Annotated in this window: 20 protein-coding genes; 8 read left to right on the top strand and 12 right to left on the bottom strand. The window is 68.2% G+C overall.

All coding sequences use genetic code 11. From position 1 onward, the window contains the following. Positions 1–17: 17 nt before the first annotated feature. Positions 18–935 (top strand): alpha/beta fold hydrolase, encoded by a 918-nt coding sequence (locus FHR04_RS15495; protein WP_139404244.1) that lies wholly within the window; start codon positions 18–20, stop codon positions 933–935. Here FHR04_RS15495 and FHR04_RS15490 read toward each other — a convergent pair. Continuing rightward, the gene (locus FHR04_RS15490) at positions 872–2,128 is read right to left on the bottom strand and encodes an MFS transporter (protein ID WP_139404207.1); all 1,257 of its coding nucleotides are present in this window, start codon (positions 2,126–2,128) and stop codon (positions 872–874) included. The two genes, FHR04_RS15495 and FHR04_RS15490, sit on opposite strands and share 64 nt — an antisense overlap. A 30-nt stretch (positions 2,129–2,158) precedes the next feature. Between FHR04_RS15490 and FHR04_RS15485 the strand changes: the two genes are divergently transcribed. After that, positions 2,159–2,875 carry a hypothetical protein gene (locus FHR04_RS15485; RefSeq protein ID WP_139404206.1) on the top strand — a complete coding sequence of 239 codons (717 nt, stop codon included), beginning with the start codon at positions 2,159–2,161 and terminating at the stop codon, positions 2,873–2,875. A 10-nt stretch (positions 2,876–2,885) separates the two neighbouring features. Continuing rightward, a complete protein-coding gene (locus FHR04_RS15480) occupies positions 2,886–3,866 on the top strand; it encodes an NUDIX domain-containing protein (protein WP_170213981.1) in 981 nt (326 codons plus the stop codon). A gap of 24 nt (positions 3,867–3,890) precedes the next feature. Here the strand turns inward: FHR04_RS15480 and FHR04_RS15475 are convergent, their stop codons facing one another. The 5 genes from FHR04_RS15475 to pheS are packed head-to-tail and all read right to left on the bottom strand — an operon-like array spanning position 3,891 to position 8,790. Continuing rightward, complete coding sequence (locus FHR04_RS15475) at positions 3,891–6,350, bottom strand: phenylalanine--tRNA ligase subunit beta (RefSeq protein ID WP_139404204.1); 2,460 nt, start codon at positions 6,348–6,350, stop codon at positions 3,891–3,893. 40 nt (positions 6,351–6,390) lie between these two features. After that, entirely contained in the window at positions 6,391–6,798 is a 408-nt protein-coding gene (locus tag FHR04_RS15470) for an NUDIX hydrolase (protein WP_039684124.1), read from the bottom strand. Next, positions 6,795–7,301, bottom strand: coding sequence for an NUDIX hydrolase (locus tag FHR04_RS15465; protein WP_139404203.1), 507 nt, complete (start codon positions 7,299–7,301; stop codon positions 6,795–6,797). The genes FHR04_RS15470 and FHR04_RS15465 overlap by 4 nt, the downstream gene beginning before the upstream one ends. After that, the gene (locus FHR04_RS15460; protein ID WP_139404202.1) at positions 7,298–7,756 is read right to left on the bottom strand and encodes a hypothetical protein; all 459 of its coding nucleotides are present in this window, start codon (positions 7,754–7,756) and stop codon (positions 7,298–7,300) included. Before FHR04_RS15460 ends, FHR04_RS15465 begins: the two co-directional genes overlap by 4 nt. Positions 7,757–7,758: 2 nt before the next feature. After that, positions 7,759–8,790, bottom strand: a complete 1,032-nt coding sequence (gene pheS, locus FHR04_RS15455) for a phenylalanine--tRNA ligase subunit alpha (protein WP_039684131.1) — start codon at positions 8,788–8,790, stop codon at positions 7,759–7,761. Positions 8,791–9,141: 351 nt separating this feature from the next. Between pheS and glyA the strand changes: the two genes are divergently transcribed. Together glyA and FHR04_RS15445 are read left to right on the top strand one after the other, a co-directional pair. Continuing rightward, entirely contained in the window at positions 9,142–10,368 is a 1,227-nt protein-coding gene (gene glyA / locus FHR04_RS15450; RefSeq protein ID WP_139404201.1) for a serine hydroxymethyltransferase, read from the top strand. 146 nt (positions 10,369–10,514) lie between these two features. Further along, positions 10,515–11,654, top strand: a complete 1,140-nt coding sequence (locus FHR04_RS15445) for an HD-GYP domain-containing protein (protein WP_139404200.1) — start codon at positions 10,515–10,517, stop codon at positions 11,652–11,654. A gap of 12 nt (positions 11,655–11,666) precedes the next feature. Here the strand turns inward: FHR04_RS15445 and FHR04_RS15440 are convergent, their stop codons facing one another. From FHR04_RS15440 to FHR04_RS15415, 6 genes are all read right to left on the bottom strand, one after another. Further along, entirely contained in the window at positions 11,667–12,284 is a 618-nt protein-coding gene (locus tag FHR04_RS15440; RefSeq protein ID WP_260170266.1) for an HAD family hydrolase, read from the bottom strand. A gap of 8 nt (positions 12,285–12,292) precedes the next feature. Next, the gene (locus FHR04_RS15435) at positions 12,293–13,243 is read right to left on the bottom strand and encodes an NAD(P)/FAD-dependent oxidoreductase (RefSeq protein WP_139404198.1); all 951 of its coding nucleotides are present in this window, start codon (positions 13,241–13,243) and stop codon (positions 12,293–12,295) included. After that, positions 13,240–13,941, bottom strand: a complete 702-nt coding sequence (locus FHR04_RS15430; protein ID WP_139404197.1) for an SDR family oxidoreductase — start codon at positions 13,939–13,941, stop codon at positions 13,240–13,242. The genes FHR04_RS15435 and FHR04_RS15430 overlap by 4 nt, the downstream gene beginning before the upstream one ends. 10 nt (positions 13,942–13,951) lie before the next feature. Next, a complete protein-coding gene (locus FHR04_RS15425) occupies positions 13,952–14,296 on the bottom strand; it encodes an inorganic diphosphatase (RefSeq protein ID WP_139404196.1) in 345 nt (114 codons plus the stop codon). A gap of 58 nt (positions 14,297–14,354) precedes the next feature. Continuing rightward, on the bottom strand, positions 14,355–14,933 hold the full coding sequence (locus tag FHR04_RS15420; RefSeq protein WP_139404195.1) for a hypothetical protein: 579 nt from the start codon (positions 14,931–14,933) through the stop codon (positions 14,355–14,357). Between the two features lie 88 nt (positions 14,934–15,021). Continuing rightward, complete coding sequence (locus tag FHR04_RS15415) at positions 15,022–16,941, bottom strand: N-acetylmuramoyl-L-alanine amidase family protein (RefSeq protein ID WP_139404194.1); 1,920 nt, start codon at positions 16,939–16,941, stop codon at positions 15,022–15,024. Between the two features lie 76 nt (positions 16,942–17,017). Here FHR04_RS15415 and FHR04_RS15410 point away from each other — a divergent pair, with 76 nt between their 5' ends. From FHR04_RS15410 to FHR04_RS15400, 3 genes are all read left to right on the top strand, one after another. Continuing rightward, positions 17,018–18,130, top strand: a complete 1,113-nt coding sequence (locus FHR04_RS15410) for a GTP pyrophosphokinase (RefSeq protein WP_139404193.1) — start codon at positions 17,018–17,020, stop codon at positions 18,128–18,130. Between the two features lie 250 nt (positions 18,131–18,380). Then, complete coding sequence (locus FHR04_RS15405; protein ID WP_039684150.1) at positions 18,381–20,183, top strand: DEAD/DEAH box helicase; 1,803 nt, start codon at positions 18,381–18,383, stop codon at positions 20,181–20,183. Positions 20,184–20,255: 72 nt separating this feature from the next. Continuing rightward, complete coding sequence (locus FHR04_RS15400; protein WP_170213980.1) at positions 20,256–21,092, top strand: aminoglycoside 6-adenylyltransferase; 837 nt, start codon at positions 20,256–20,258, stop codon at positions 21,090–21,092. Positions 21,093–21,237 lie beyond the last annotated feature (145 nt).

Genomic DNA, 21,237 nt, shown 5'->3' with positions numbered 1-21,237 from the left:
ATTTTTTTGGGGACGACATGGAAGCGGATGGGCTGGGCGAGGGCGTCTACATCGAGCGCCTGAACGGGGCCGACCTGTATTTCGAGGTCTCGGGCAATCTGGACTCCGGCGAGACGCCGCTGGTCTTCCTGCACGGCGGCCCCGGCTACAACAGCTATTCCTTCCGGGAGCTGTTCGGAGAATCGCTGGAGCGCCCTATTGTCTATCTGGACGGGCGCGGCAGTGGCCGCAGCGGCCCGCTGGAAGACACCGAGCAGGGCCACGACACCCTGGATCTGGACACGCTGGTGGCCGACCTGGAGGCCGTGCGCGACCATCTGGAACTGGACAAGATCGTGCCGCTGGGCCACGGCTTCGGCGCGCTGATCGCCCTGGAGTACGCCCGCCGCCACCCGGCGCAGACCGAGCGGGTGATCGTCGTCGGCCCCTGGATTCATTTTCCGGCGCTGGCCCTGACCCTGCTCAGTGAGGCCAGCGCCCTGCGCGGCGTGGCACTCGACGATCCCGCCGTCGCCATTCGCGCCAGCACCCCTGAAGGCCAGCACCCGCAGGTGGGGGGCGCGCGGGTGGAGGCCGCCTTCACGCTGCTCAACGCCCGCGATCTGCTGAACGCCCTGGAATTCGTGGACGCGCCCAGCCGCATGAGGCTGGAATTCGTGGACGTGGAAAGTCAGCTGGTGGGCGGCGGCGAGGTGCAGGAGGCGCTGGTCCACCAGGGCATGTGGGAATTTGAATACCTGCCCTTCCTGGCCGAAATCCGCCGCCCGGTGTACGTGATCGTGGGCGTGCAGGACCGCACCAGCTACCCCGAACAGGTGCAGTACCTGGCCGATCTGGCCGACGCCGACGTGACCGTGCTGGACACCGGCCACTACCCGTGGCTGGACGACGAGGACGCCTTTGCCGAGGCACTGGAGGACGCGCTGAGGCGCTGACCCTGCGGCCGGCGCAGCGCCAGCGGCCACAGCGGCATCAGCGCCAGCAGCAACAGCGCCAGACCCAGCATCAGCCCCGGGGTGGGCAGCGGCAGGGCGGCCAGGCCCGCGCCCAGGCTCAGGGCCACGGCGTTGACGCCCATCAGCGCGCCGATCACGCGGCCGCGCACCTCCAGACCTGTCAGTTGCTGGGAACGTGTGGTGGCGGCCACTTCCAGCAGGCCCAGGCCGAGGCCGAACACGGCGGCCCCGGCCCACCACGCGGGAATGGGAACGAAGATGAAGCCCAGCGCTCCGGCCAGCAGCACCCAGCGCCCCGCGCCGATCAGGGCGTCGAGTGACCAGCGGGCCGTCAGCGGCGTGACCAGCACGATGCCCAGCAGCACCCCACCGGAGATCAGCATCTCGAAGACGGCGTAGTCGGCGGCCCCGCGCCCGTGCAGCGCCATCTGCAGCGGGGCGCGGGTGTTCATGACGTTCATGGCGAGGTTCAGCGCGAAGCTCATGCCCAGCAGGGCCAGCAGCAGCGGCGACGAGCGGATGACGCCCAGACCCTCACGCAGATCGGCGAGGGGCCGGGGCCGACTGCCCTCCTGCGCGGCGGGCAGGTGGGGCAGGGCCAGCGCCGCCGCACACAGAGCCAGCACCAGCGGCACGCTTACCAGCAACGCGCCCGCTGCCCCGGCGGCGTGAATCAGCCCGCCGCCCAGCCCGTAGCCCAGCAGCGGCGCGCCCATCAGGGCGCCGCTGCTCAGGCTGTTGGCGCGGGCCAGGGCTTCCGGCGCGACGACACGCGGCACCAGCGCGCTGCCCGCCGTGTAGGCCAGCGTGGACAGCAGACCGTTCACGAAGGCCAGGGCCAGCAGCGCCGCCAGCGGCAACGTGCCGAACTGCCCCCACAGCCCCACCGCCAGCACCGCCAGCCCGCGAATCCCGGCGCTGAGGGCCAGCAGGCCGCGCGGGGCCAGCCGGTCTGCCAGCCCACCCAGCACTGGCCCCAGGAACCGGGGCAGGCTGCCGGCCAGCACCACTAGCCCCACCGCCCCCGCACCCTTCAGGCCGCCGCCCGCCGCCAGGGCCAGGTACGGCAGGGCGACGTAGACGATGGCGTCGCCCAGCGCGGTTAGGGACACGCCGGCCCAGTACAGCCAGAATGCGCGGGGCAGGGTGGGGGCCGCAGAGAGGGTGGTCATGACGCCAGCTTCCGGGGTACGCTACCGAAAATGCCGCACACCGTTTTGGGTTCGTACAGGGGCGAGTGGTTCACGGCCAGCACGCCCGAACAGGCCCGGCTGCTCAGCGATCCGGTGGCGCTCCGGCATCTGGAACCATTCATGGGACGCACGCTGGGGGCCGCCGCCGCTGCCGGGGAGGCCGGGGTCAGCGTGGAGCGCATGCTGTACCGCGTGCGGCAGTTCCTGAAGGCCGGCCTGCTGCAGGAGGTGGGGCAGGAACGGCGGGCGGGCCGTCCGGTTCGGCTGTACCGCGCGCCGGGTGGGCTGCAGGTGCCGTTCACCCTGACTCCGTTTGCCGATCTGGAGGCGCAGGTCATCCGGCACAGCGCTCCCTATGACCGGCTGCGGGCACGGGCCTCGGGCCGCCGCTTGCAGCGCCTTGACCACCACGCCCGGCTGATCTACCGCGACGGGCAGGGCAAGGTGCATTCCGAGACCGAAGTGCCGGGGGCAGAGGTGCTGGCTGCCTTTCCGAGCCGCGATTTCATGGGCGTGATGTGGCTGGACGACGCCACTGCCCGCCGCATGTCAGGCCTGCTGGACGAGTGGCGCGAACTGCTGGGGCAGCACAGTGCTGGGAGTGAACACAGTGCCGGGAATAAACACAGTGGCCGAATCAAGGGCACCCAGCCCTACCTCGTGCAGATGGTGCTGCTGGCCCTCGATCCCCACGAGCCGGACGAGCTGACCGGGCCGCCGGGCTAAGCTGCCGGGCGTGTCCATCCTCGAACTGCGCAAAGTGTGGGGCAACCGCCCGCTTGTGGCCGCGGCCATCGGCGTGCTGCTGCAGGACGAAACGGGCCGCGTGCTGCTGCAACGCCGGGGCGACGACGGCCTGTGGGGGGAACCCGGCGGCGCGCTGGAACCCGGCGAGGATTTCCTGACCGGCGCGCGGCGCGAGTTGCTGGAGGAAACAGGGCTGGTCTGTCCCGACTTGGCGCTGCTCCCCCTGCCCGACGGCCTGCAAAGCGGCCCCGAACTGTTTCACCTCTACCCCAACGGCCACGAAATCTACATCGTGGGGATGCGGGCAAGCGGCACACTGCCGGCCTCCGCGCTGGAACATGCCCAGCCCGACGACAGCGGCGAGACGCTGGAACTGCGCTGGTTCGCGCTGGATGAGCTGCCCCCATTGAGCAACAACGCCAACCGCCAGAGCCTGAACGTGCTGCGCTCGCGCGCGGGCCTGCCGCCGTTGCCGCTGGAACCCGTGCCGCCCGCCCCGCCTGTCGGCAATTACCTGATGGACTTGCGGAAACTGGTGGGGCCGCGCCCCCTCTTTGCCCCCGGCGCGAACGTGCTGGTCACGGACGAGCAGAACAGGTTGCTGCTCCTGCGGCATGGTGGAACGGGAAAATGGACGGTGCCGGGGGGCAGCCTGGAACCCGGCGAGAGCTTTGAGGACTGCGCCCGGCGAGAACTGTTCGAGGAAACGGGGCTGCGGGCTGAAACGCTGGAGCCGCTCCAGATGTTCGCCGGGCCGCGCTACCGCTTCACCTACCCGCACGGGGACGTGGTGGACAACGTTTCCGTGTTGTACCGGGCGCAAGGTATATCGGGCGAACTGACCCCCCAGGACGGCGAGGTGCTGGAAGTCGGCTGGTTCGGCGCGGACGAATTGCCAGACGATGAGGAATTGAGCGGCAGGCTGATTCAGGACAATTTGAGGGTATGGAAAGGGGGCCAGAGCCCCTAGCCCTGACCCCCTGTTCAAGCTTTCCTACTTCTCCCGGATGCCCCAGCCCTGCGCCCGCACCGCGCCCATCAGCGTGTCCATCACCGGATCGACTTCCGCGTCGGTCAGGGTCTTTGCGCCCCGGAAGACCAGCCGCACGGCCACGCTGCGGTGGCCCTCCCCAACTTGATCCCCGGTGTACACGTCGAACGGCTCGACGCTTTCCAGCGTTTCGCCTGCCTCGGCCCGGAGCAGCGCGGCAATCTCGCCGTAGCCCACGGTCTGCGGCGCAATCACGGCCAGATCACGCCACGCGGCGGGGGCGCGGCTGAGATCGCGGAAGCCCCACGCCCTTCCAGGCAGCGGCAGCGCGACTTCCAGGATGAAGGTCTCTCCTTTCAGGCCGAATTCCTGCGCGATTTCGGGATGCAGCGCGCCGATCCAGCCGATGGCCTGCCCGTTCCAGACCACCTCTCCGGCGATACCGGGATGCAGGGCGCTGGGCACGTCATCCCCGCGCAACTGGCGAATCTCCAGCGCCGCGCCCTGACTGACCGCCAGCGCCTCCAGCAGGCCCCGGAAGGCGCGGTAGCCGCCCGCCACGCCGCCCTGGTAGGTGTCGGGCGCCAGCGGCCCGCGCATCAGCAGGCCCAGCCGCTCGGCCTCGCCGGATGCGGGGAAGATGCGGCCCTGTTCGGCCAGCAGCACGCGTTCGCCTTTGGGATGCGCCAGCGCAGCCCGCAGCAGGCTGGGGTACAGCGCCGTTCTCATACCCGTGCGGTCTGTGGTCATAGGGTTACGAAGACGCACGCCGGGAGCCTCGGCCCGCGCTTTCTGCGCCTCGTCGTCGCTGGAGAAAGTGTAGGTCACCACCTCCTGAAAGCCCAGTCCGGCCAGCGTGCGGCGCAGGTTCTGGCGCTCGTCGTTGGCGGCGGACGCGCCGATGTTGCTGGCGTGGATTCGCAGCGTGGGCAGCGTTTCGGGCAGTTCGGCGTAGCCGTGCAGACGGGCGACTTCCTCGGCCACGTCCTGCCAGATGGTCATGTCGATGCGCCAGGACGGCGGCGTGACCAGCAGCGTGTCGCCCTCGCCCGCCACCTCACAGCCCAGGCGGGTCAGGATGGCGCGCATCTCATCCGTGTCGATCTCCATGCCCAGCAGGGCGCGAATGGCGTCGGCGGAGGCGGTGATCTGATCGGGGATTTCCGGTTCGCCCACCACCGTCGCGCCCGGCTCCACCGTTCCGCCGCCGCACTCGGCCAACAGTCCGGCCACCCGGTTCGCCGCTGCGGGCGAGAGCAATGGATCGACGCCACGCTCGTAGCGGTACACAGCGTCGGTCTTGAGGCCCAGCCGCGTGCTGGTGCGCCGCAGCAACACCGGATCGAAGTGCGCGGACTCGATCACCACGTCCGTCGTGTCGGCGCGAATATGGCCGTGATCGCCGCCCATGATCCCGGCGATGCCCAGCACGCCCGCGCCCGGCTGGGGCTGCCCGGCGTTGGCAAAAGCCTCGGCCACAGTGGACACGCCGCGCTCGCGTCCGTCCAGAATCAGCAGATCCTCGGGGCCAACCGTGTGGGTGCCGCCCATCAGGTCACGCACCTCCTCGCCCTGGCGCAGCCCGAAGGCCACCAGAATCTGGTCTTCCGTCACGTCGCGGCGGTCATACAGCGCGGTGGGCTGGCCCAGTTCCAGCATCACGTAGTTGCTGGTGTCCACGATCAGGTCAATGGGGCGCATGCCGCACAGGCTCAGGCGGCGCTGCATCCACAGCGGCGAGGGGCCGTTTCTTACGCCGCCCACCGTCCGCGCCGCGAAATGATCGCAGCCGAAGCGCAGCTTTTTGGATGGATCGCGTTCGATGGTCAGGCCCCTGGGTGGCAGGCTGACCCGGATTTCGCCGTCACCCTGGGCGGCGGGGCCAACGGGGGGCTGCTTCAGCTCCAGCTTGAGGAAGGCGGCCAGGTCACGGGCCACGCCCAGCGCACTCAGGGCGTCGGCGCGGTTGGGCGTGACCTCGATATCCAGGACGTGATCGGTGGGCCAGAGCGTGTGCATGGGCGTGCCGGGTGTCGCCGTCCCCGCCGGGAAGGTCAGAATTCCGGCGCTGCTCTCGCCGATGCCCAGTTCCTTGGCGCTGGCGGCCATGCCCCAGGATTCGACGCCCTGCAACATGCGGACGCCATATTCGGTGTCACCCAGCGCCGTGCCAGGGGTGACCAGCGCCACCATCGTTCCAGCCGGCAGGCTCGCCGCACCCGGCGCGCCCGTGGCGATCACGCGCTCGCCGTGCGGCCCGGTGTCCAGCGTCAGTTTCGCCAGTTGCGTGCCCTCCATCGCCTCGGCCCGCGTGATGACCGACATCAGCACGCCTTCAGGCGGGGTGGGCGTGTCCTCGATGCCTTCCAGCGGAAGGCCCAGGTTGGCGAAGATGGGTTCCAGCTCGGTGACCGGGGGAAGATTGGGAACGAGTTCTTGAAGCCAGGAATAGGGCAATTTCATGGTGGAACCTCTTAAGGTGATGAATCGGAGAAAAGCAGTCTCAGCCAGCGATTTGTGCGAGTGCCCGAACCACCTCGCGCGCCTGCTCCGGCACCAGATTCACGGCGTCCAGCTCGGACACATTCACCCACTGGGGCATGTACGAGTTCTCGGCGCTGTTACGGATGCCCTCAGGGCCATCGCCCAGGCGCATCTCGCCGGAGACGTGGGACACGCGGAAATAGTGTTCGTGGTTGTCCAGATTGTCCAGCGTGAGGACTTCCTCGCCCACCGCCACCACCAGATTGACCTCTTCCAGCAGCTCGCGGGCGCAGGCTTCGGCAGGAGTTTCGCCGGATTCAATGCCGCCGCCAGGCAGGGTGGCGTAGGCGCGGCCCGCCTTGTTCCGCAGCATAAGGAGGACTTGAGCTTGATCGTTGAGGAGGATACCGACGGCGCGGGGTCTCATGGCTTCTCCTGGCCCAGATACAGGCTGAGCGCGTTGATGTGCAACGGGTAGAACTCTTCGGGACGGGTTTGCAGGCGGGTTCGGCACTCATCCAGCGACAGCCAGCGCAGATTTCTCGTTTCGTCCGTCTGCGCGAGCAGCTCGCCCTCGGCCTCGCAGAGAAAGCTGTGGAGGATGATCGAATAGCCGCCCGACAGGTTCTGGGTGGTGCAAAACGGCGTGTAGCTCATGACCGCGTAGCCGTTCACGGTGCGGGTCAAGGCGGTTTCCTCGCCCCCGATGCGGGTCAGGCGCAGGCCGGTTTCCTCGGCCACCTCGCGGCGCAGGGCGTCGAACACGTTCTCGTAGGCGCGCACCTTGCCCGCCGCCACTTCCAGCATGCCGTTCTCGATGCCCACGCCCGGCTTGCGGCGCTCCTGAATCAGCAGGCAGCGCACGCCGCCGACTCCACGGGGGATGATTGCGCCGACGCAGGGGATGGCGAAGGTTTCGGGCGAATTCACGAATTCTCCTCAGCCCAGCCCACTCCACCGCAAAGCAGCTCCCGAATGGAGGGCGCGAGATATTTAGCGTAATTCCAGTCTGGAACAGAAGTTTCTACCTTGAAAACGCCGCGCTGCCCGCCATGTTCCGCAACCAGAAAAGCCGTATCTCCATCGTTGGCGAAAAAGAAGGCTCCAGGCCTCTGCTCTTGCAAGTGTGGATACCACTCAAGCCAGCCCAAAATATCGGCGGGGGAAAGAAGAAAAAACTGGAAAGAGGATTGAAAGTCGGAAACAGTGTTGAGCGAGACGATCTCAAGCTGTCGGGCAATATCCAGATAATCCAGCGGCGTGTCTGGGAAAACGGCAAGCAAAGCCTGAATATCCTCCTCTGACGCTGGCTTTCCGTAGTCGCCCATCTCATCCCAGGCGATTCTCAGCGCGGGGTGTATGTTCTTGAGAATCTCACTCTCCATCCCTATCCCAACTCCCCCCGGAACTGCCCCAGCACGCGCGGATCGTTGGCGTAGAAGTAGCGGATGTCCGGGATGCCGTACTTGAGCATGGCGATCCGCTCTGGCCCCAGCCCGAAAGCGAAGCCGGTTTTGCCCTCGTAGACGCGCGGCTTGCCCTCGGCCTCGCGCAAGTCGTCCACGGCCTTGAAGACGTTGGGGTGAACCATGCCGCAGCCGCCCAGCTCCAGCCATTTGCTCTCGCCGCGCGGGTTCTCCCACCACACCGCGAAATCCGCGCCGGGTTCGGTGAAGGGGTAATAGCTGGGCTGGAACCGCACCTTCGCGCTCGGCCCGTACAGCCCGCGTGCCATCTCGGCGATGGTGCCTTTCAAGTCGGCCATGCTGATGCCGTCGCCCACCACCAGACCCTCCAACTGGTGAAACATGGCCTCGTGGGTGGCGTCGGTGGCCTCGTAGCGGTAGACCTTGCCGCGCACCACGATCTTCAGCGGCGGCTCGTGATCCACCATGTAGCGAATCTGCATGGGGCTGGTGTGCGTCCGCAGCAGGCGGCCATCCTCCAGCCAGAAGGTGTCCTGAAGGTCACGCGCGGGGTGATACCACGGCACGTTCAGGGCCTCGAAGTTGTGGTGTTCGTCCTCCACTTCCGGCCCCTCGATCACCGCGTAGCCCAGCCGCTCGTAGATGCGGGTCAAGTCGTCGTACACGCGGTTGATGGGGTGCAGGCCGCCAGCGGGCAGCGGCAAACCGGGGAGGGTCACGTCGATGGCCTCACTGGCGAGGCGGGCATCCAGCGCGGCGCGTTTGAGGGTGGCCTCGCGCGTGGTCAGCGCGGCGTCGATGGCCTGCCGCACGGCGTTGATCTGCGCGCCGCGTGCCTTGCGCTCCTCAGGCGGCAGTTTGCCCAGCGCGCCCAGTTCCTTGGTGACCAGTCCGCTTTTGCCCACGTATTTCGTCTTGACGGCCTGCAAACCGTCCAATGTCTCCGCCTGCGCGATGGCGTCCAGTGCTTCCTGCTGATGGTTCTCTGTCATCTTGTCTCCCCTTTGACATAAAAAAGCCCCGCCAGACCTGAAGTCGGCGGGGTGACGCGCTGGACTCGATTAAGTCAGCGAAACCCCACAGCGGGTAAACGGCGAAGGTAGACCCAACTGATGTGTACCGGCCTGGGGCGTCATGGGAATAAGGGTAGCAGAAGTGGAAGAGGGTGGGTTGGTGTTGGGGCGGGAGGGGTTCAGTGAGCAGCCCCCCTGCCCTCCAAAGACCCCACCCACGCCCAGCCCTCAGACCTTCAGACCCTTAGACGCGGCGAAGCCGCTCCCCTCCGTCTGCCCTGCCAAGACACCTCCCCAATTCCCCATCAGGCGCGGTGTTACCGTAAGAGCATGACCACTGCCGAACGCCCCGCGCCCGTCCGTGACGACGCCATTTTTGACCTGATCGCGCAGGAGGCCGAGCGCCAGCGCACCGGGCTGGAACTGATCGCCTCCGAGAACTTCACCAGCGCCGCCGTGCGCGAGGCGGCAGGCAGCGTGCTGACCAACAAGTACGCCGAGGGTTACCCCGGCAAACGCTGGTACGGCGGCTGCGAAGTGGTGGATCAGGTGGAGCTGCTGGCGATTGAGCGGGCCAAGGAACTGTTCGGCGCCACCTGGGCCAACGTGCAGCCCCACAGCGGCAGCAGCGCCAACATCGCGGTGTACGGCGCGCTGCTGTCGTCCGGCGACACCGTGCTGGGCATGGACTTGTCACACGGCGGCCACCTGACGCACGGCAGCCCGGTGAACTTCAGCGGCAAGAACTACGAGATCGTGAGCTACAAGGTCAGCCCCGAAACCGAACTGATCGACATGGACGAGGTTCGCCGGCTGGCACACGAGCACAAGCCCAAGATGATCATCGCCGGGGCCAGCGCTTACAGCCGCATCATCGACTTCGAGGCGTTCCGCAAAATTGCCGACGAGGTGGGCGCCATCCTGTTCGCCGACATCGCGCACATTGCCGGACTGGTGGCCGCGGGGGTGCATCCCAGCCCGCTGCCGCACGCGCACATCGTCGCCAGCACCACGCACAAGACCCTGCGCGGCCCCCGCAGCGGCCTGCTCCTGAGCAGTGACCCGGACATCGCGGCCAAGATGGATCGCTCGGTGTTCCCCGGCCATCAGGGCGGGCCGCTGGAACACATCATCGCGGCCAAGGCGATTGCCTTCGGTGAGGCGCTGCAACCCGACTTCAAGGCCTACGCCCAGCAGATCGTGAAGAACGCGCAGGCGCTGGCCGCCGCTTTTCAGGACAAGGGCTACCGCGTGGTCTCGGGCGGCACCGACAACCACCTGTTCCTGCTGGATCTGCGCCCGCAGGGGCTGAACGGCACCAAGGCCACGCGGGCGCTGGACGCCAACCACATCACCATCTCCAAGTCCACGCTGCCCTACGACACCGAGAAGATCCTGCACGGCGGCGGCATCCGCATCGGCACGCCCGCCGTGACCACGCGCGGCATGGTGGAGGCCGACATGCCCAAAATCGCCGACCTGATCGACCGGGCGCTGAAAGGCGAGGATGTGAAGGCCGAGGTGCACGCCTTCGCGGGCGGCTTCCCGCTGCCCTGAGTTTGCCCCGCCTGCCCCGTCGCGCCCCTCCCCCTCCCTCGTCCCGGAGGGGGCTTTTGTTCGTGCCTGGAGAGAGCAGCTTCGCCTGCCGCTCCGGTTCGCGTCCTGTGAGACGTCTGTCAGCCACCACCCGTTAATCTGCGGCAATGAGTGTGTCTTCCACCCCTACGGCAGCGGCATCTCCTGGCTCTCCCGAGGCCGGAGTGCTGGAATTGACCCTGCAGCTCACGCGCCTGGGCCTGAACGCGCCGGATCTGGGCAGCGCCATGATTCCGGTGCTGGACGCGCTGGTGGCCCAGACCTCGGCGGAGGGGGCGGGGTATTTCCAGCTGGCGGACCAGACGCTGGCCTACCACGCCCGCGCTGCCAGCGGCGTGATGCCGGAGGGGCCAGCGATGGACGCCCTGCTGGCGCACGGGTTGCCGCGCGAATTGCCGCTGATCTCGGCCCTGGAAGCCTCGCCCGACATCCTGTATTTCCAGGACACGGACGGCGAGCCTGCCGCCAGCGGATTTCCGGAACTGGGCGTCTGCGCGCTGATCGCCGCGCCGATTCACGACCGCGCCAGGCGGCTGGTGGGCGCCCTGCTGGCCCACGTCTTTCAGCCCCACGACTGGTCCCCGCCCGAACGGCACCTGATCGACAGCGTGACTGGCCTGCTGACCCTGCTGGCCGCCCGCCTGGACGCCGAGGAGCGCGAACACGCCGCCCACGAGGGCGCCTTGCGGGCCATGGGCCTGTCGCTGGAAGCCCGCGACGCCGAGACTCAGGGGCACACCGACCGGGTCACGGCGCTGGCGCTGCGGCTGGGCCAGCGTTTCGCCCTGGAGGAGGGGGACCTGCGGGCGCTGCGCTGGGGCGCGTACCTGCACGACATCGGCAAGGTGGCGGTGCCCGACTCGATCCTGCTGCACGACGGCCCGCTGACACCCGAGATGCGCGCCCGGATGGAACTGCACGTCGCCGACGGCGTGGCTCTGGCGCAGCAACTCCCCTTCCTGCCGCCCGCCACGCTGGACGTGATCGCCGGACACCACGAGCGCTGGGACGGCGCAGGTTACCCGCAGCGGCTGGTCGGCGAGCAGATTCCCCTGCTGGCCCGCATCTTTGCCGTCTGCGACGTCTACGACGCCCTGACCAACGTCCGGCCTTACAAGCGAGCCTGGACGGTCAGCGAGACCCTGGCGCACATTCAGGCCTCCAGCGGCACGCATTTTGATCCGCAGGTGGTGGACGCGCTGCTGAACGTGCTGGCCGACGCGACTGGACTCTCGGAATCCGCCTGAGCAAAGCAGAACTCAGCTCAGGGCCAGCACCTCCCGCAGGTCTGCCAGAGTAGCGTCCGGTCTCTCCCCTGCCAGCACGTGTCCGGTGGGCAGGAAGGCGGCCCGCAACCCCACCGCCTGCGGCCCCATGATGTCGTTGCGCGGCGAGTCGCCCACGAACCAGGTGCTGGAGGCGTCCGCGCCCAGCCGCGTCAGCGCCAGCCGGTAGATGGCCGGATCGGGCTTGCTCAGGCCCACGGCCTGGCTGATCACCACGTCGTCCACCAGTTCGGTCAGGCCGCAACCGTTCAGACAGGCAGTTTGAACTTCCGACCAGCCGTTGGTCACGACGCCAAGTCGCACGCCCCGCGCCCGCAAGGCCCGCAGGACAGAGTGGGCGTGAGGCATGGGCACCGGGGCAGCCATAAAGTGCGCTGAGAAATCGTCGAGGAGCGCCTGGGCTGGATGCGCCAGCCCGAATTCCCGCACCAGCAGCGGCATCACCTCGGCCTTGGGCCGGTAGCCGAAGTCGTCGAGTACCAGAAAGCGGGCGGCGTAGGCGGCGGGCAGGTCAAACCGCTGGACATGACCCTCCAGCCACCGCCGGGCCGTGGCGTTCCGGTCATGCAGCGTGCCGTCCAGATCGAACAGAACAGCCTTCAGGCGACGCCTACTTCGGGGTCCTCATCCGGCGATTTGTGGAAGGCCGCGCCCCGCGCCCGCACGTCCTCGTGAATCAGGGTGGTGTTCAGGCTGACGGCGGCTGTCATGCCGCTGGCGGCGGCGTTGGCGACGTACTGCGGCGCGCCGGCCATGTCTCCGGCGGCCCAGATGCCGCGCACGCTGGTCATGCCATTCTCGTTGACCACCACGCGGCTCTTGGCGTCCAGTTCGCAGCCCAGCGCGGCAGGCAGCGTGCTGTTCTGGACCTGGGTGGGATTCAGGAACAGGCCCTCCAGTTCCAGCCGTTGCCCGTCCTGAAAATGCACGGTCACCGTCTCCTTGCCGCTGACCCGCATAATGGGCCGGCGGTACAGCGGGACGCCGACACAGCGCAGATCCTCGCGCTGCTCGTCAGTCAACTCGTCGGGGCCGTCGGTAAGCAGACACACGTCCTCAGTCCAGGCGCGCACGTTCAGGGCCAGGTGGTGGCCCTCCTGATGACTGCCCAGCACACCCAGCCGGGCGTCGCGGTTGGGCCAGCCGTCGCAGTACGGGCAGTGATGGACGGTCAGGCCCCAGCGCTCGCGCAGACCGGGAATGTGCGGCAATCTGTCACGCACGCCGCTGGCGAACAGCAGTCGCCGCGCTCTGGCCCAGCCGCCGTCATGGCGAATGGCGAAGCCGTCCTCCAAAACGCGCGCCTCGCGGGCCGGCGTGTGCCGCACCGTGATGTCGTAGGGCCGCAGATCGCGCAGTCCCAGGGTTTTGAGGTCCGTGGGCGCGCAGCCGTCGCGCGTGAAGACGTTGTGCGCCGCCGTGGCACGGGCGTTGCGCGGGGGGCCGCCGTCCAGCAGCAGCACCCGCCGCTCCGCGCCGCCCAGCGTCAGGGCCGCCGTCAGCCCGGCGGGGCCGGCGCCGACGATCACCACGTCGTAGTCCTGCGTCATGGCTGGGGACCGGGGCGCACCGTCAGGTCCGTCAGGGCGGTATCACGCGGCGCGTTCAGGACGAAGGCGATGGTCTGGGCCAGCGTCTGCGGATCGATAAAGGCCTGCGGCGTGTACTCGGCGCCCTCCTGGCCTCGTACCTTGCGCTGCATTTCCGTGGCGGTACGGCCCGGATACACCGAGGTCACCCGCACGCCGTTCGAAGCTTCCTCGCCGCGCAGCGCGTCGGCCAGCGCTTTCAGGGCGAACTTGCTGGCCGCGTAGCTGCCCCAGCCCGCATTCGCGCTGAGGCCCGCGCCGCTGTTGACGAAGACGAAGGTGCCGCGCTCCTGCCTCACCAGAGGCAGCAACAGCCGCGTCAGTTCGGCGGGCGCCACCGTGTTGACCGCCAGCATGTGCGTCCAGACCGCGTGGTCCTGTTCGGCCACCGCGCCCAGCTCCAAGACTCCGGCGTTGTGAACCACGTTGGTCACGCGGCCCAGCCCGGCCAGCGCGTCCGCGAAGGTCTCCGGGCGCGTCAGATCGAGAACCAGCGGGTGGCCCCCGGTGGCGGCACACACGGCGGCCAGCCGCTCGCCGCCGCGTCCGGCCAGAATCAGTTCGTGGGTGCCCGCCAGCGCGTGGGCCAGGGCGCTGCCGATGCCGCCGGACGCGCCGGTAATTAAAGTGACGGCTCTATTCGTGTCGCTCAAACTCATGACCGCGAGGCTAGCGTGCCAGGGTGCCGTGGAAATATCGCTCCTGAAACCGAGTGGCGTTGGCGATCTCTTCATCCGTCCAGTGTGTGCCGTCCCGCGCCACCACCAGCTTGTCCTCCCCGTCGTCGTGACGAACAATCACGGCGATGACCGTGCCCCAGACCCCCTCTACGGATTCGGGCCAGCCCAGCAGATAGGCGTCGATGGGGTGGCCGTCGCCGCTGACCGTGCCGGGCAACTCGCCGGAATTCACACCATAGACGATGTCCTGGTGGCGCGGGTGGGCGCTGCCCAGAGGGCGATCCACGACGACATTCACCCGCTGTCCCAGGAAGGGCCGGAGATCGGGTTTCACCCGGATAGCATAGAAAACCGCCGGGCCACATGGCTCCGACGGGGGGCAGAATCGTCCTTTACTTGACGGTGATTCGCATCGGGGCGGCGGGCACCTTAACCAGCAGATCGCCCGCAAAGCCGGTCAGCCAGCTTTCCACCATGTACTCGCCGGGGGCCAGTTCCAGCTCGCGGGTGAAGGTCACGTTGCCCTTGGCCGGGGCGGTTTTGGTCTCCAGATCCTGCGCGCATACGCGGGGAGACGCGCCGGGAACGGGGTACACCACGGCGCGGGTGCCCACCTCCAGCACGCGCACCTGCGGGGCGGTGGTGCAGTTCTGATCGTTGTCGCGGCGCACGCTGAAGGTGATCGGCGCATTCCGGCTGCTGCGGACGGTGAAGGTCAGGCCCACCTTGCCGGTCACGGTGCGCGGCACGAACAAGTTGGCCTGCACGTCCGGCAGGGCCACGGCGGCTGGGGCGGGCACCGACGGCGCGGTGGGCAGGGCTGGCGCAGGCGCCGCTGGAGGCGTGCTGGGCAGAGGCGTGGTGACCGGGGGAATCTCCGGCAGGGTGGAGGGAGTCGGCTCCGTGCCCTGCGCGGCGGCCAGGAGGGGCAGGGTCAGCAGGGCGGTCAGCAGCAGGGTGCGGGGCTTCATGCGCCCCAGCTTAGCGGGCCGGGTTGATGAGAGTCTGAAGAAAGGGTGGAGCGCTCTCCCTCTGCCCGTTCCGCACCCTCATCCGCGCCTACCGCTCCACCTGTGCCGCGTAGAACTCGGCAATCCCAGTGGCAATGGCCCCGGCGAAACGCTCGCGGCCCTCTGGACTGCTCAGGGTTCGCAGGTTGCCCGCGTCGGTCAGGTAGGCGGTTTCCACCAGCAGGCTGATCTGCGTGGTGGGGCGGGTCAGGGCCAGATCCGTGCCGGGTTTCAGGCCCGCGCCGGGGCCAAGTTCCGGCAACCGGGCGCGCAACTGACCCAGGATGCTGCCCGCCAGCGCCGCCGCCTGCGGGTGGGTAAAGTACACTTCCGGGCCGCGCACGCCACGCGGGTCACGCCCATCGGGCAGGGCGTTGGCGTGGATGGACACCAGCAGATCGGACGCGGAAGCCTCGGCCATGAGGCCACGCTCGTACAGGCCCAGCGTCAAGTCGGCGCTGCGGGTCAGGGTGACGGTGGCCCCCAGCCCGCGCAGCAGCTCGGCGGCGCGCAGGGCGATGGGCAGCACCAGTCCCTTTTCCGGCACCCGCAGGCTGCCTGCCCCGCCGTTCTGGCTGCCGCCGTGCCCCGGATCGAGGGTGATGGTGCGCCCCTCCAGCGGACGCGCCGGATCCAGTGTCGGCGGACGGCGAACAGTGACCACCAGATCGGGGCCGTCGTAGTTGGCGGTGAAGCCCCAGGCTTGCGCGGCGTTGAGGTTCAGGGCCACCCGTGTCACGCCCAGGGCCAGCGGGCGGATCTCCACCCCGCCCAGCAGCGGATCACCGCCCTCCGGCCCGGTCAGCGGCTGCGCGAGGGAGCCATAGAGGGTGACGACCAGCCGTTTTCCCCCCTCTTCCTGCTCCAGTCGGAAGGGCAGCCGCGCGCCGCCCAGCGGCAGGCGAAGCCGCAGGCCAGCGGCAGGCACAGGAAGGGCCGCTCCCGGGCCGCGTTTGGGGACAGCCAGCACCGGCGGGGCGGCAACGGGCAGAGGCCCGCCGGGCGGGAGCGTCGGCAGGTCTTGAGGGGACTCGGCAAGGACAGGCCCGGCGGGCAGTTCAGGCATGGACGAATCGTCCAACGTAATGGCCCCGCCTGCCGCCAGCGCCACCGCTCCGGGGGCAAGCTCCAACTGCTCCGCCGTGATCAGGGCACTCTGGCCGGGGGCCAGGCGGGCGCGCACGTCCTCGCCCTGACGGCCCACCAGCGCAAAGGTCATGCCGTCTCGCGGGTACAGCAGGGCCGCGCCGGCCAGATCGGTCACGGTGAAGGTGGACTGGTTCAGACCCAACCCCAGCACGCTGCCGGCGTTCTGCATGCCCAGCCGCACCCCGCCGCCCGTGCTGAGGCGTCCGGGGGCCACCGCCGTCACCGTCTTGCCGTCCTTGCCCGTCAGGGTAAAGGTGAAGATGGCCTGCCTGAACTGCGCCCCGGTGGGCACCACAAAGGTGGCGCGGTACGTCCCGGCTGGTCCCTCGCGCATGGGGGCGGGCGCGGTCTGGCCCAGCCGATAGGCGGCACGGCCCCCCGGCGACCCCTGGAAGCTCAGCTCGATACTGCGTTCGGCGGGCGAGTCCCCGGCGGGATCCCAGAACTCGCGCACCTCCCTGGGCTGGACACTCGCGGCGTCGATGGCGCTGGGCCGCGCCGGAATCGCGCTGGAAACGGTGCGAATGACCTTCAGGGTGGTCACGCCCGACTGCCCCCCCTGACGCGCCACCAGCCGCAGGTCATTGGTGCCGGGCCTCAACGGCCACCACTCCATGAACAGCCCATCCGCGCCGACGTTCACGGGCTGGCCGTCCACCGTCAGGGCCGCGCCGGGCGTGACGCTGCCCTCCAGAATGACGTGGCCGTAGGCGACGCGGTGGCCCGCCTCCGGATAGGCGACAAACACGTTCGGGGCGGCCAGTGTGGCAGACAGCAGCGAGGACACGGCGAGAGCGAGCAGGACGCGGCGGGAACGCATACGCGAAGGTGTAGCACGGGAGCGTGAGGCAAAACTTCAGGCCACAGGGCCGTGCCCGGCGTATCCTGCCGTATCCATGATTGACCCCCTGGTCACCACCTACCGGGCGCGCGAGGCCCAGTACGCCGCCCTGCGTGACGCCGCGCTGGCGCACACCACGCGGTTGATCGGCGAGGCGGGGCTGAAGATTCACAACATCACCGGCCGCCTGAAACGCGCCGACAGCCTGGCCGACAAGCTGCGGCGCAAGCCGGGCCGGTACCGCAGCCTGGAAGACGTGACCGATCTGGTGGCCGTGCGCGTGATCACCTACTTCGAGTCGGACGTGGCCGCCGTGTCCCGGCTGCTCGAAGCCCACCACGAGATCAACTGGGAACATTCGGTGGACAAGAGCATGATGCACGACCCCGACCGCTTCGGGTACATGGGCGTGCATTACGTGGTGAAGGTGCCGCCGGAAGTCGATCAGTTCATCCCCCACGTCACCGAGCCGCCGCAGCACTACGAGGTGCAGATCCGCTCGATCCTGCAGCACGCCTGGGCCGAGATCGAACACGACCTGGGCTACAAGAACCGCGAGGCGGTGCCGCGCGAGGTGCAGCGCCGCTTTTACCGGCTGGCCGGGCTGCTGGAAATGGCCGACGAGGAGTTCATGGCCCTCGACCGGCTGTCGCGCGACTACGCCGCCACCCTGCCCGAACGCGTTCAGTCCGAGCCGGACAGTGTCTTCATCGACGCCCAGAGCATCAAGCACCTGCTGGATGTTTCCCCGGTGCGCGATCTGGACGAGGCGGTGGCCGCCGCGCTGGGCGTGCCGCTGCTGACCCGCTGGCCCGACCCGGAGCGTCCCCAGCGCCTCGCCGCGCTGCTGCACTACGTCGGCGTGCATTCGGTGGGTGGGCTGCTGGGCGAACTGCGGCGCAACACCGGCGGCATCCTGACCTTTGCCACCCGCCTGCTGCCGCGCCTGCCCGAGGCGTGGCTGCCCGCGGGCGGCGCACGCCCCGGTACCGGGCTGGTCAACCACGCCCTGCTGCGCGCCTGCGCCAACCCCAGCCTGGATCCACAGGAGATCATCACTGCGCTGGACATGTCCGGTGTGCTGAGCACCCGCCAGATGGTGGACGTCGTGCTGGACACGTACGCAGAGATTTCAGGCGAAGTCAAGGTGGACGCGCGCCACTCGTAGCGTCGGGGGATTCAGACGGGGTAGTGGCAGCGCGGTTTGGCAGGCTTCAAGCCCCTTGCACTCTTTCAAGCTTTCCTGTATTCTTTTTCTTCGTGCGCTGACCAGGAAGGGCCTGGCAGCCGGAAGGTACCCCCATTTTCAATATCCACGGACATGCTGCTCGTGACGCGCTGATTACAAGACACGCGCTCGTTGGGACAAAGGCATTTGGTGGTCACTGGGGCAATGTGCTTTCCCGAAAGGACTACAAATGAACTTTGACCAACTGATTGCGCCCGAACTCGCGGCGCGTCTCGCCGAACGTGGAATTACCGAAGCCAGCCCGATTCAGGAAGGCAGCCTGCCGCAGACCCTGGAAGGCCGTGACCTGATTGGCCGCGCCCGCACCGGCACCGGCAAGACCTTGGCCTTTGCCCTGCCGATCATCAGCAAGCTGGAAGGCAGCCGCGAGCGTGGCCGTCTGCCCCGCGCCATCGTGATCACCCCCACCCGCGAGCTGGCCAAGCAGGTGGCGGAAGAATTCAGCAAGACCGGTGTTGACCTGACCACCGTGACCGTCTATGGCGGCGCGGCCTACGCCCCCCAGGAAAACGCGCTGCGCCGTGGCGTCGACGTGATTGTCGGCACCCCCGGCCGCCTGATCGACCACCTGGAACGCGGCAACATCGACTTGAGCGGCATTCAGTTCGCCGTGCTGGACGAGGCCGACGAGATGCTGAGCGTGGGCTTTGCCGAGGCGATCGAGACCATCTTGCAGAACGCGCCCGCCGACCGCCAGACCCTGCTGTTCAGCGCGACCATCAGCCCCGAAGTCCGTCGCCTGAGCCAGAAGTACATGACTGATCCCGTGCTGGTGGACATGGTGGGTTCCGGCAAGAACCAGGCCGCGCAGACTGTCGAGCACCTCAAGGTGCGGGTGGGCCGCAGCCGCACCCGCGTGCTGGCCGACCTGCTGACCGTCTACAACCCCGAAAAGGCCATCGTCTTCACCCGCACCAAGCGCGAGGCCGACGAACTGGCCAACGAGTTGATCCACCGTGGCCTGGAAGCCGAGGCGCTGCACGGCGACCTGGCCCAGAGCCAGCGCGAGCGTGCCCTGGGTTCCTTCCGCAGCGGCCGCGCCAGCGTGCTGGTGGCGACCGACGTGGCCGCCCGTGGCCTGGACATCCCCGAGGTTGATCTGGTGGTGCAGTACCACCTGCCCCAGGATCCCGACAGCTACATCCACCGTTCGGGCCGCACCGGCCGCGCGGGCCGCACCGGCACCGCCATCATCATGTACGGCGACCGCGAGAACCGCGAGATGTCCGGCCTGGAGCGCGTGACCGGCGTGCGCTTCATCGAGCGCCCCATCCCCACCCCCGCCGAGGTGGCCGCCGCCAGCGCCCGCGCCGGGGCCGACATGATCCGCAAGGTGGATCCCACCGTAGCCGCCGGGTTCCAGGAACAGGCCGAGATGCTGTTCAGCGAACTGGGCCTGGAAGCGCTGGCCCGCGCCCTCGCCAAGATCAGCGGCGTGACCGAACCCGCCAAGGCCGCCAGCCTGCTGAGCGGTGAGGAAGGTCTGACCACCATCCTGATTCACGGCGAGAGATTGAGCGTGGCCCGCACCGTGGCCCTGCTGGCCCGCAACGGCGACGTGGACACCCGCCGTCTGGGCAAGGTGCGCCAGTGGCGCGGCGGCACCGTGGCCGACATCCCCACCGAATTCCTGGCCAAGCTGATGGCCGCCAACCCGCTGGAAGGCGACATTCAGATCGAAGTGGCTAAGGAACTGCCCGAACTGTTCGAGCAGCCCACCCGCGAGCGCCGGGATGGCGGCTACCAGGGCGGAGGCCGTGGACGCGGCGGGCGCGACGAGGGCGGCTACCGTGGACAGGGCGGCGGCTACGGCGGACGCAGCAACCAGGGTGGCGGTGGCTACCAGGGCCAGGGCGGCGGCAACCGTGGCGGCGGCCAGGGCCGCTGGAGCCGTGACCGCGATGACCGTGGCGGCAACGCTCAACCCCGCCGCGAGGATTTCGCCGACCGCGAGTTCGTAAACAACCGCTGATCCAAGTGGATTGAGAAGTGCCCCTGCCTGATGGTGGGGGCGTTTTTTGATGTCAGGACTAGACTCACGGGTATGACCTCAACCTCCGGCACGGATGATCCCACCCAGCGGGCCGCGTTTCTCAGCGGTCTGACAGACTCGGTACGGCAGGATTCCCGCCTGCGCGCCGCGTGGCTGGAAGGCAGCCTGGGCCGGGGCAATGCAGACCGGTTCTCGGATGTCGACCTCCACGTTCTGCTGCCTGAAGACGAGGTGGCCGCGTTCCGGGCGCAGGCCGCAGCGTGGTTAGGCCAGCTTCGCCCGCTGGTGCTGTTCAACACCCTGTTCGGCGGCCAGATGATCAATGCCATGACCGTCGACAGCTTACGGATTGATCTCTGGGCGCACGGGGGCGAGCAGGTTGAGGTTGACCCAGGGGCCGTTCAGGTTCTGTTTGAACACCCCGGCACGCTGACAGCCAAGCCGCCCACAGCCGCACCGAGCGCAGAGGCGACGGCACAGCGGTTGCTTGGCCTGATCCGTGAATTCTGGCGTTGCATCAGTCTGCTGCCTGCGGTATTGGGACGCCGCGAACGGCTGGTGGCCGTGCAAGGGCTGGCGGTGGAGCTGGGACTGGTGACGGAACTGCTGGTGACTGCTTCAGGTGCCGTTCGTGACCGGGGCGTCAAGCATCTCAATCCCTTCTTGCCCGAGCATCTGCGGGCCGAACTGGAAGCGCTGATCCTGCCGGACAGCCTGACCGAGCAGGCGCTGGCCGACGCCCACTTACGACTGGCAGAGCTGGTTCGGCGGGAAGGCCGCCGCGCCGCAGACGCTTTCTGCTTCGAGTATCCAGAACTTCTGGAAGAAAGGGCGCTCGCCTATGTCCATCAGGAATTGACTGCCTTACAACTCTCAGTCATCCCCTGAGCGGTCTGATGACCAACTCCTCTGTACCGGACATCTTCGAGTTGAGGCTGTGCTGGACGGGAAATCCCTGAACGTGTGACAGGTTGCGAATCGGCAGGATAAACGGCGGTGTTTTGGGTGTGTGACGACTCCAAAACCCGCCGAT

The sequence above is a fragment of the Deinococcus radiopugnans ATCC 19172 genome, assembly GCF_006335125.1.
Classification (GTDB): domain Bacteria; phylum Deinococcota; class Deinococci; order Deinococcales; family Deinococcaceae; genus Deinococcus; species Deinococcus radiopugnans.
The sequence above is the reverse complement of the archived record's forward strand: the minus strand, read 5'-3'. Positions and strand labels throughout refer to the sequence as shown.

What these genes read in the sequence shown, in the direction of transcription:
- FHR04_RS15495 (WP_139404244.1), top strand. Translation starts at nt 18, where the DNA reads ATGGAAGCGGATGGGCTGGGCGAGGGCGTCTACATCGAGCGCCTGAAC.
- FHR04_RS15490 (WP_139404207.1), bottom strand. Translation starts at nt 2,128, where the DNA reads ATGACCACCCTCTCTGCGGCCCCCACCCTGCCCCGCGCATTCTGGCTG.
- FHR04_RS15485 (WP_139404206.1), top strand. Translation starts at nt 2,159, where the DNA reads ATGCCGCACACCGTTTTGGGTTCGTACAGGGGCGAGTGGTTCACGGCC.
- FHR04_RS15475 (WP_139404204.1), bottom strand. Translation starts at nt 6,350, where the DNA reads ATGAAATTGCCCTATTCCTGGCTTCAAGAACTCGTTCCCAATCTTCCC.
- FHR04_RS15470 (WP_039684124.1), bottom strand. Translation starts at nt 6,798, where the DNA reads ATGAGACCCCGCGCCGTCGGTATCCTCCTCAACGATCAAGCTCAAGTC.
- FHR04_RS15460 (WP_139404202.1), bottom strand. Translation starts at nt 7,756, where the DNA reads ATGGAGAGTGAGATTCTCAAGAACATACACCCCGCGCTGAGAATCGCC.
- pheS (WP_039684131.1), bottom strand. Translation starts at nt 8,790, where the DNA reads ATGACAGAGAACCATCAGCAGGAAGCACTGGACGCCATCGCGCAGGCG.
- glyA (WP_139404201.1), top strand. Translation starts at nt 9,142, where the DNA reads ATGACCACTGCCGAACGCCCCGCGCCCGTCCGTGACGACGCCATTTTT.
- FHR04_RS15445 (WP_139404200.1), top strand. Translation starts at nt 10,515, where the DNA reads ATGAGTGTGTCTTCCACCCCTACGGCAGCGGCATCTCCTGGCTCTCCC.
- FHR04_RS15435 (WP_139404198.1), bottom strand. Translation starts at nt 13,243, where the DNA reads ATGACGCAGGACTACGACGTGGTGATCGTCGGCGCCGGCCCCGCCGGG.
- FHR04_RS15430 (WP_139404197.1), bottom strand. Translation starts at nt 13,941, where the DNA reads ATGAGTTTGAGCGACACGAATAGAGCCGTCACTTTAATTACCGGCGCG.
- FHR04_RS15420 (WP_139404195.1), bottom strand. Translation starts at nt 14,933, where the DNA reads ATGAAGCCCCGCACCCTGCTGCTGACCGCCCTGCTGACCCTGCCCCTC.
- FHR04_RS15415 (WP_139404194.1), bottom strand. Translation starts at nt 16,941, where the DNA reads ATGCGTTCCCGCCGCGTCCTGCTCGCTCTCGCCGTGTCCTCGCTGCTG.
- FHR04_RS15410 (WP_139404193.1), top strand. Translation starts at nt 17,018, where the DNA reads ATGATTGACCCCCTGGTCACCACCTACCGGGCGCGCGAGGCCCAGTAC.
- FHR04_RS15405 (WP_039684150.1), top strand. Translation starts at nt 18,381, where the DNA reads ATGAACTTTGACCAACTGATTGCGCCCGAACTCGCGGCGCGTCTCGCC.
- FHR04_RS15400 (WP_170213980.1), top strand. Translation starts at nt 20,256, where the DNA reads ATGACCTCAACCTCCGGCACGGATGATCCCACCCAGCGGGCCGCGTTT.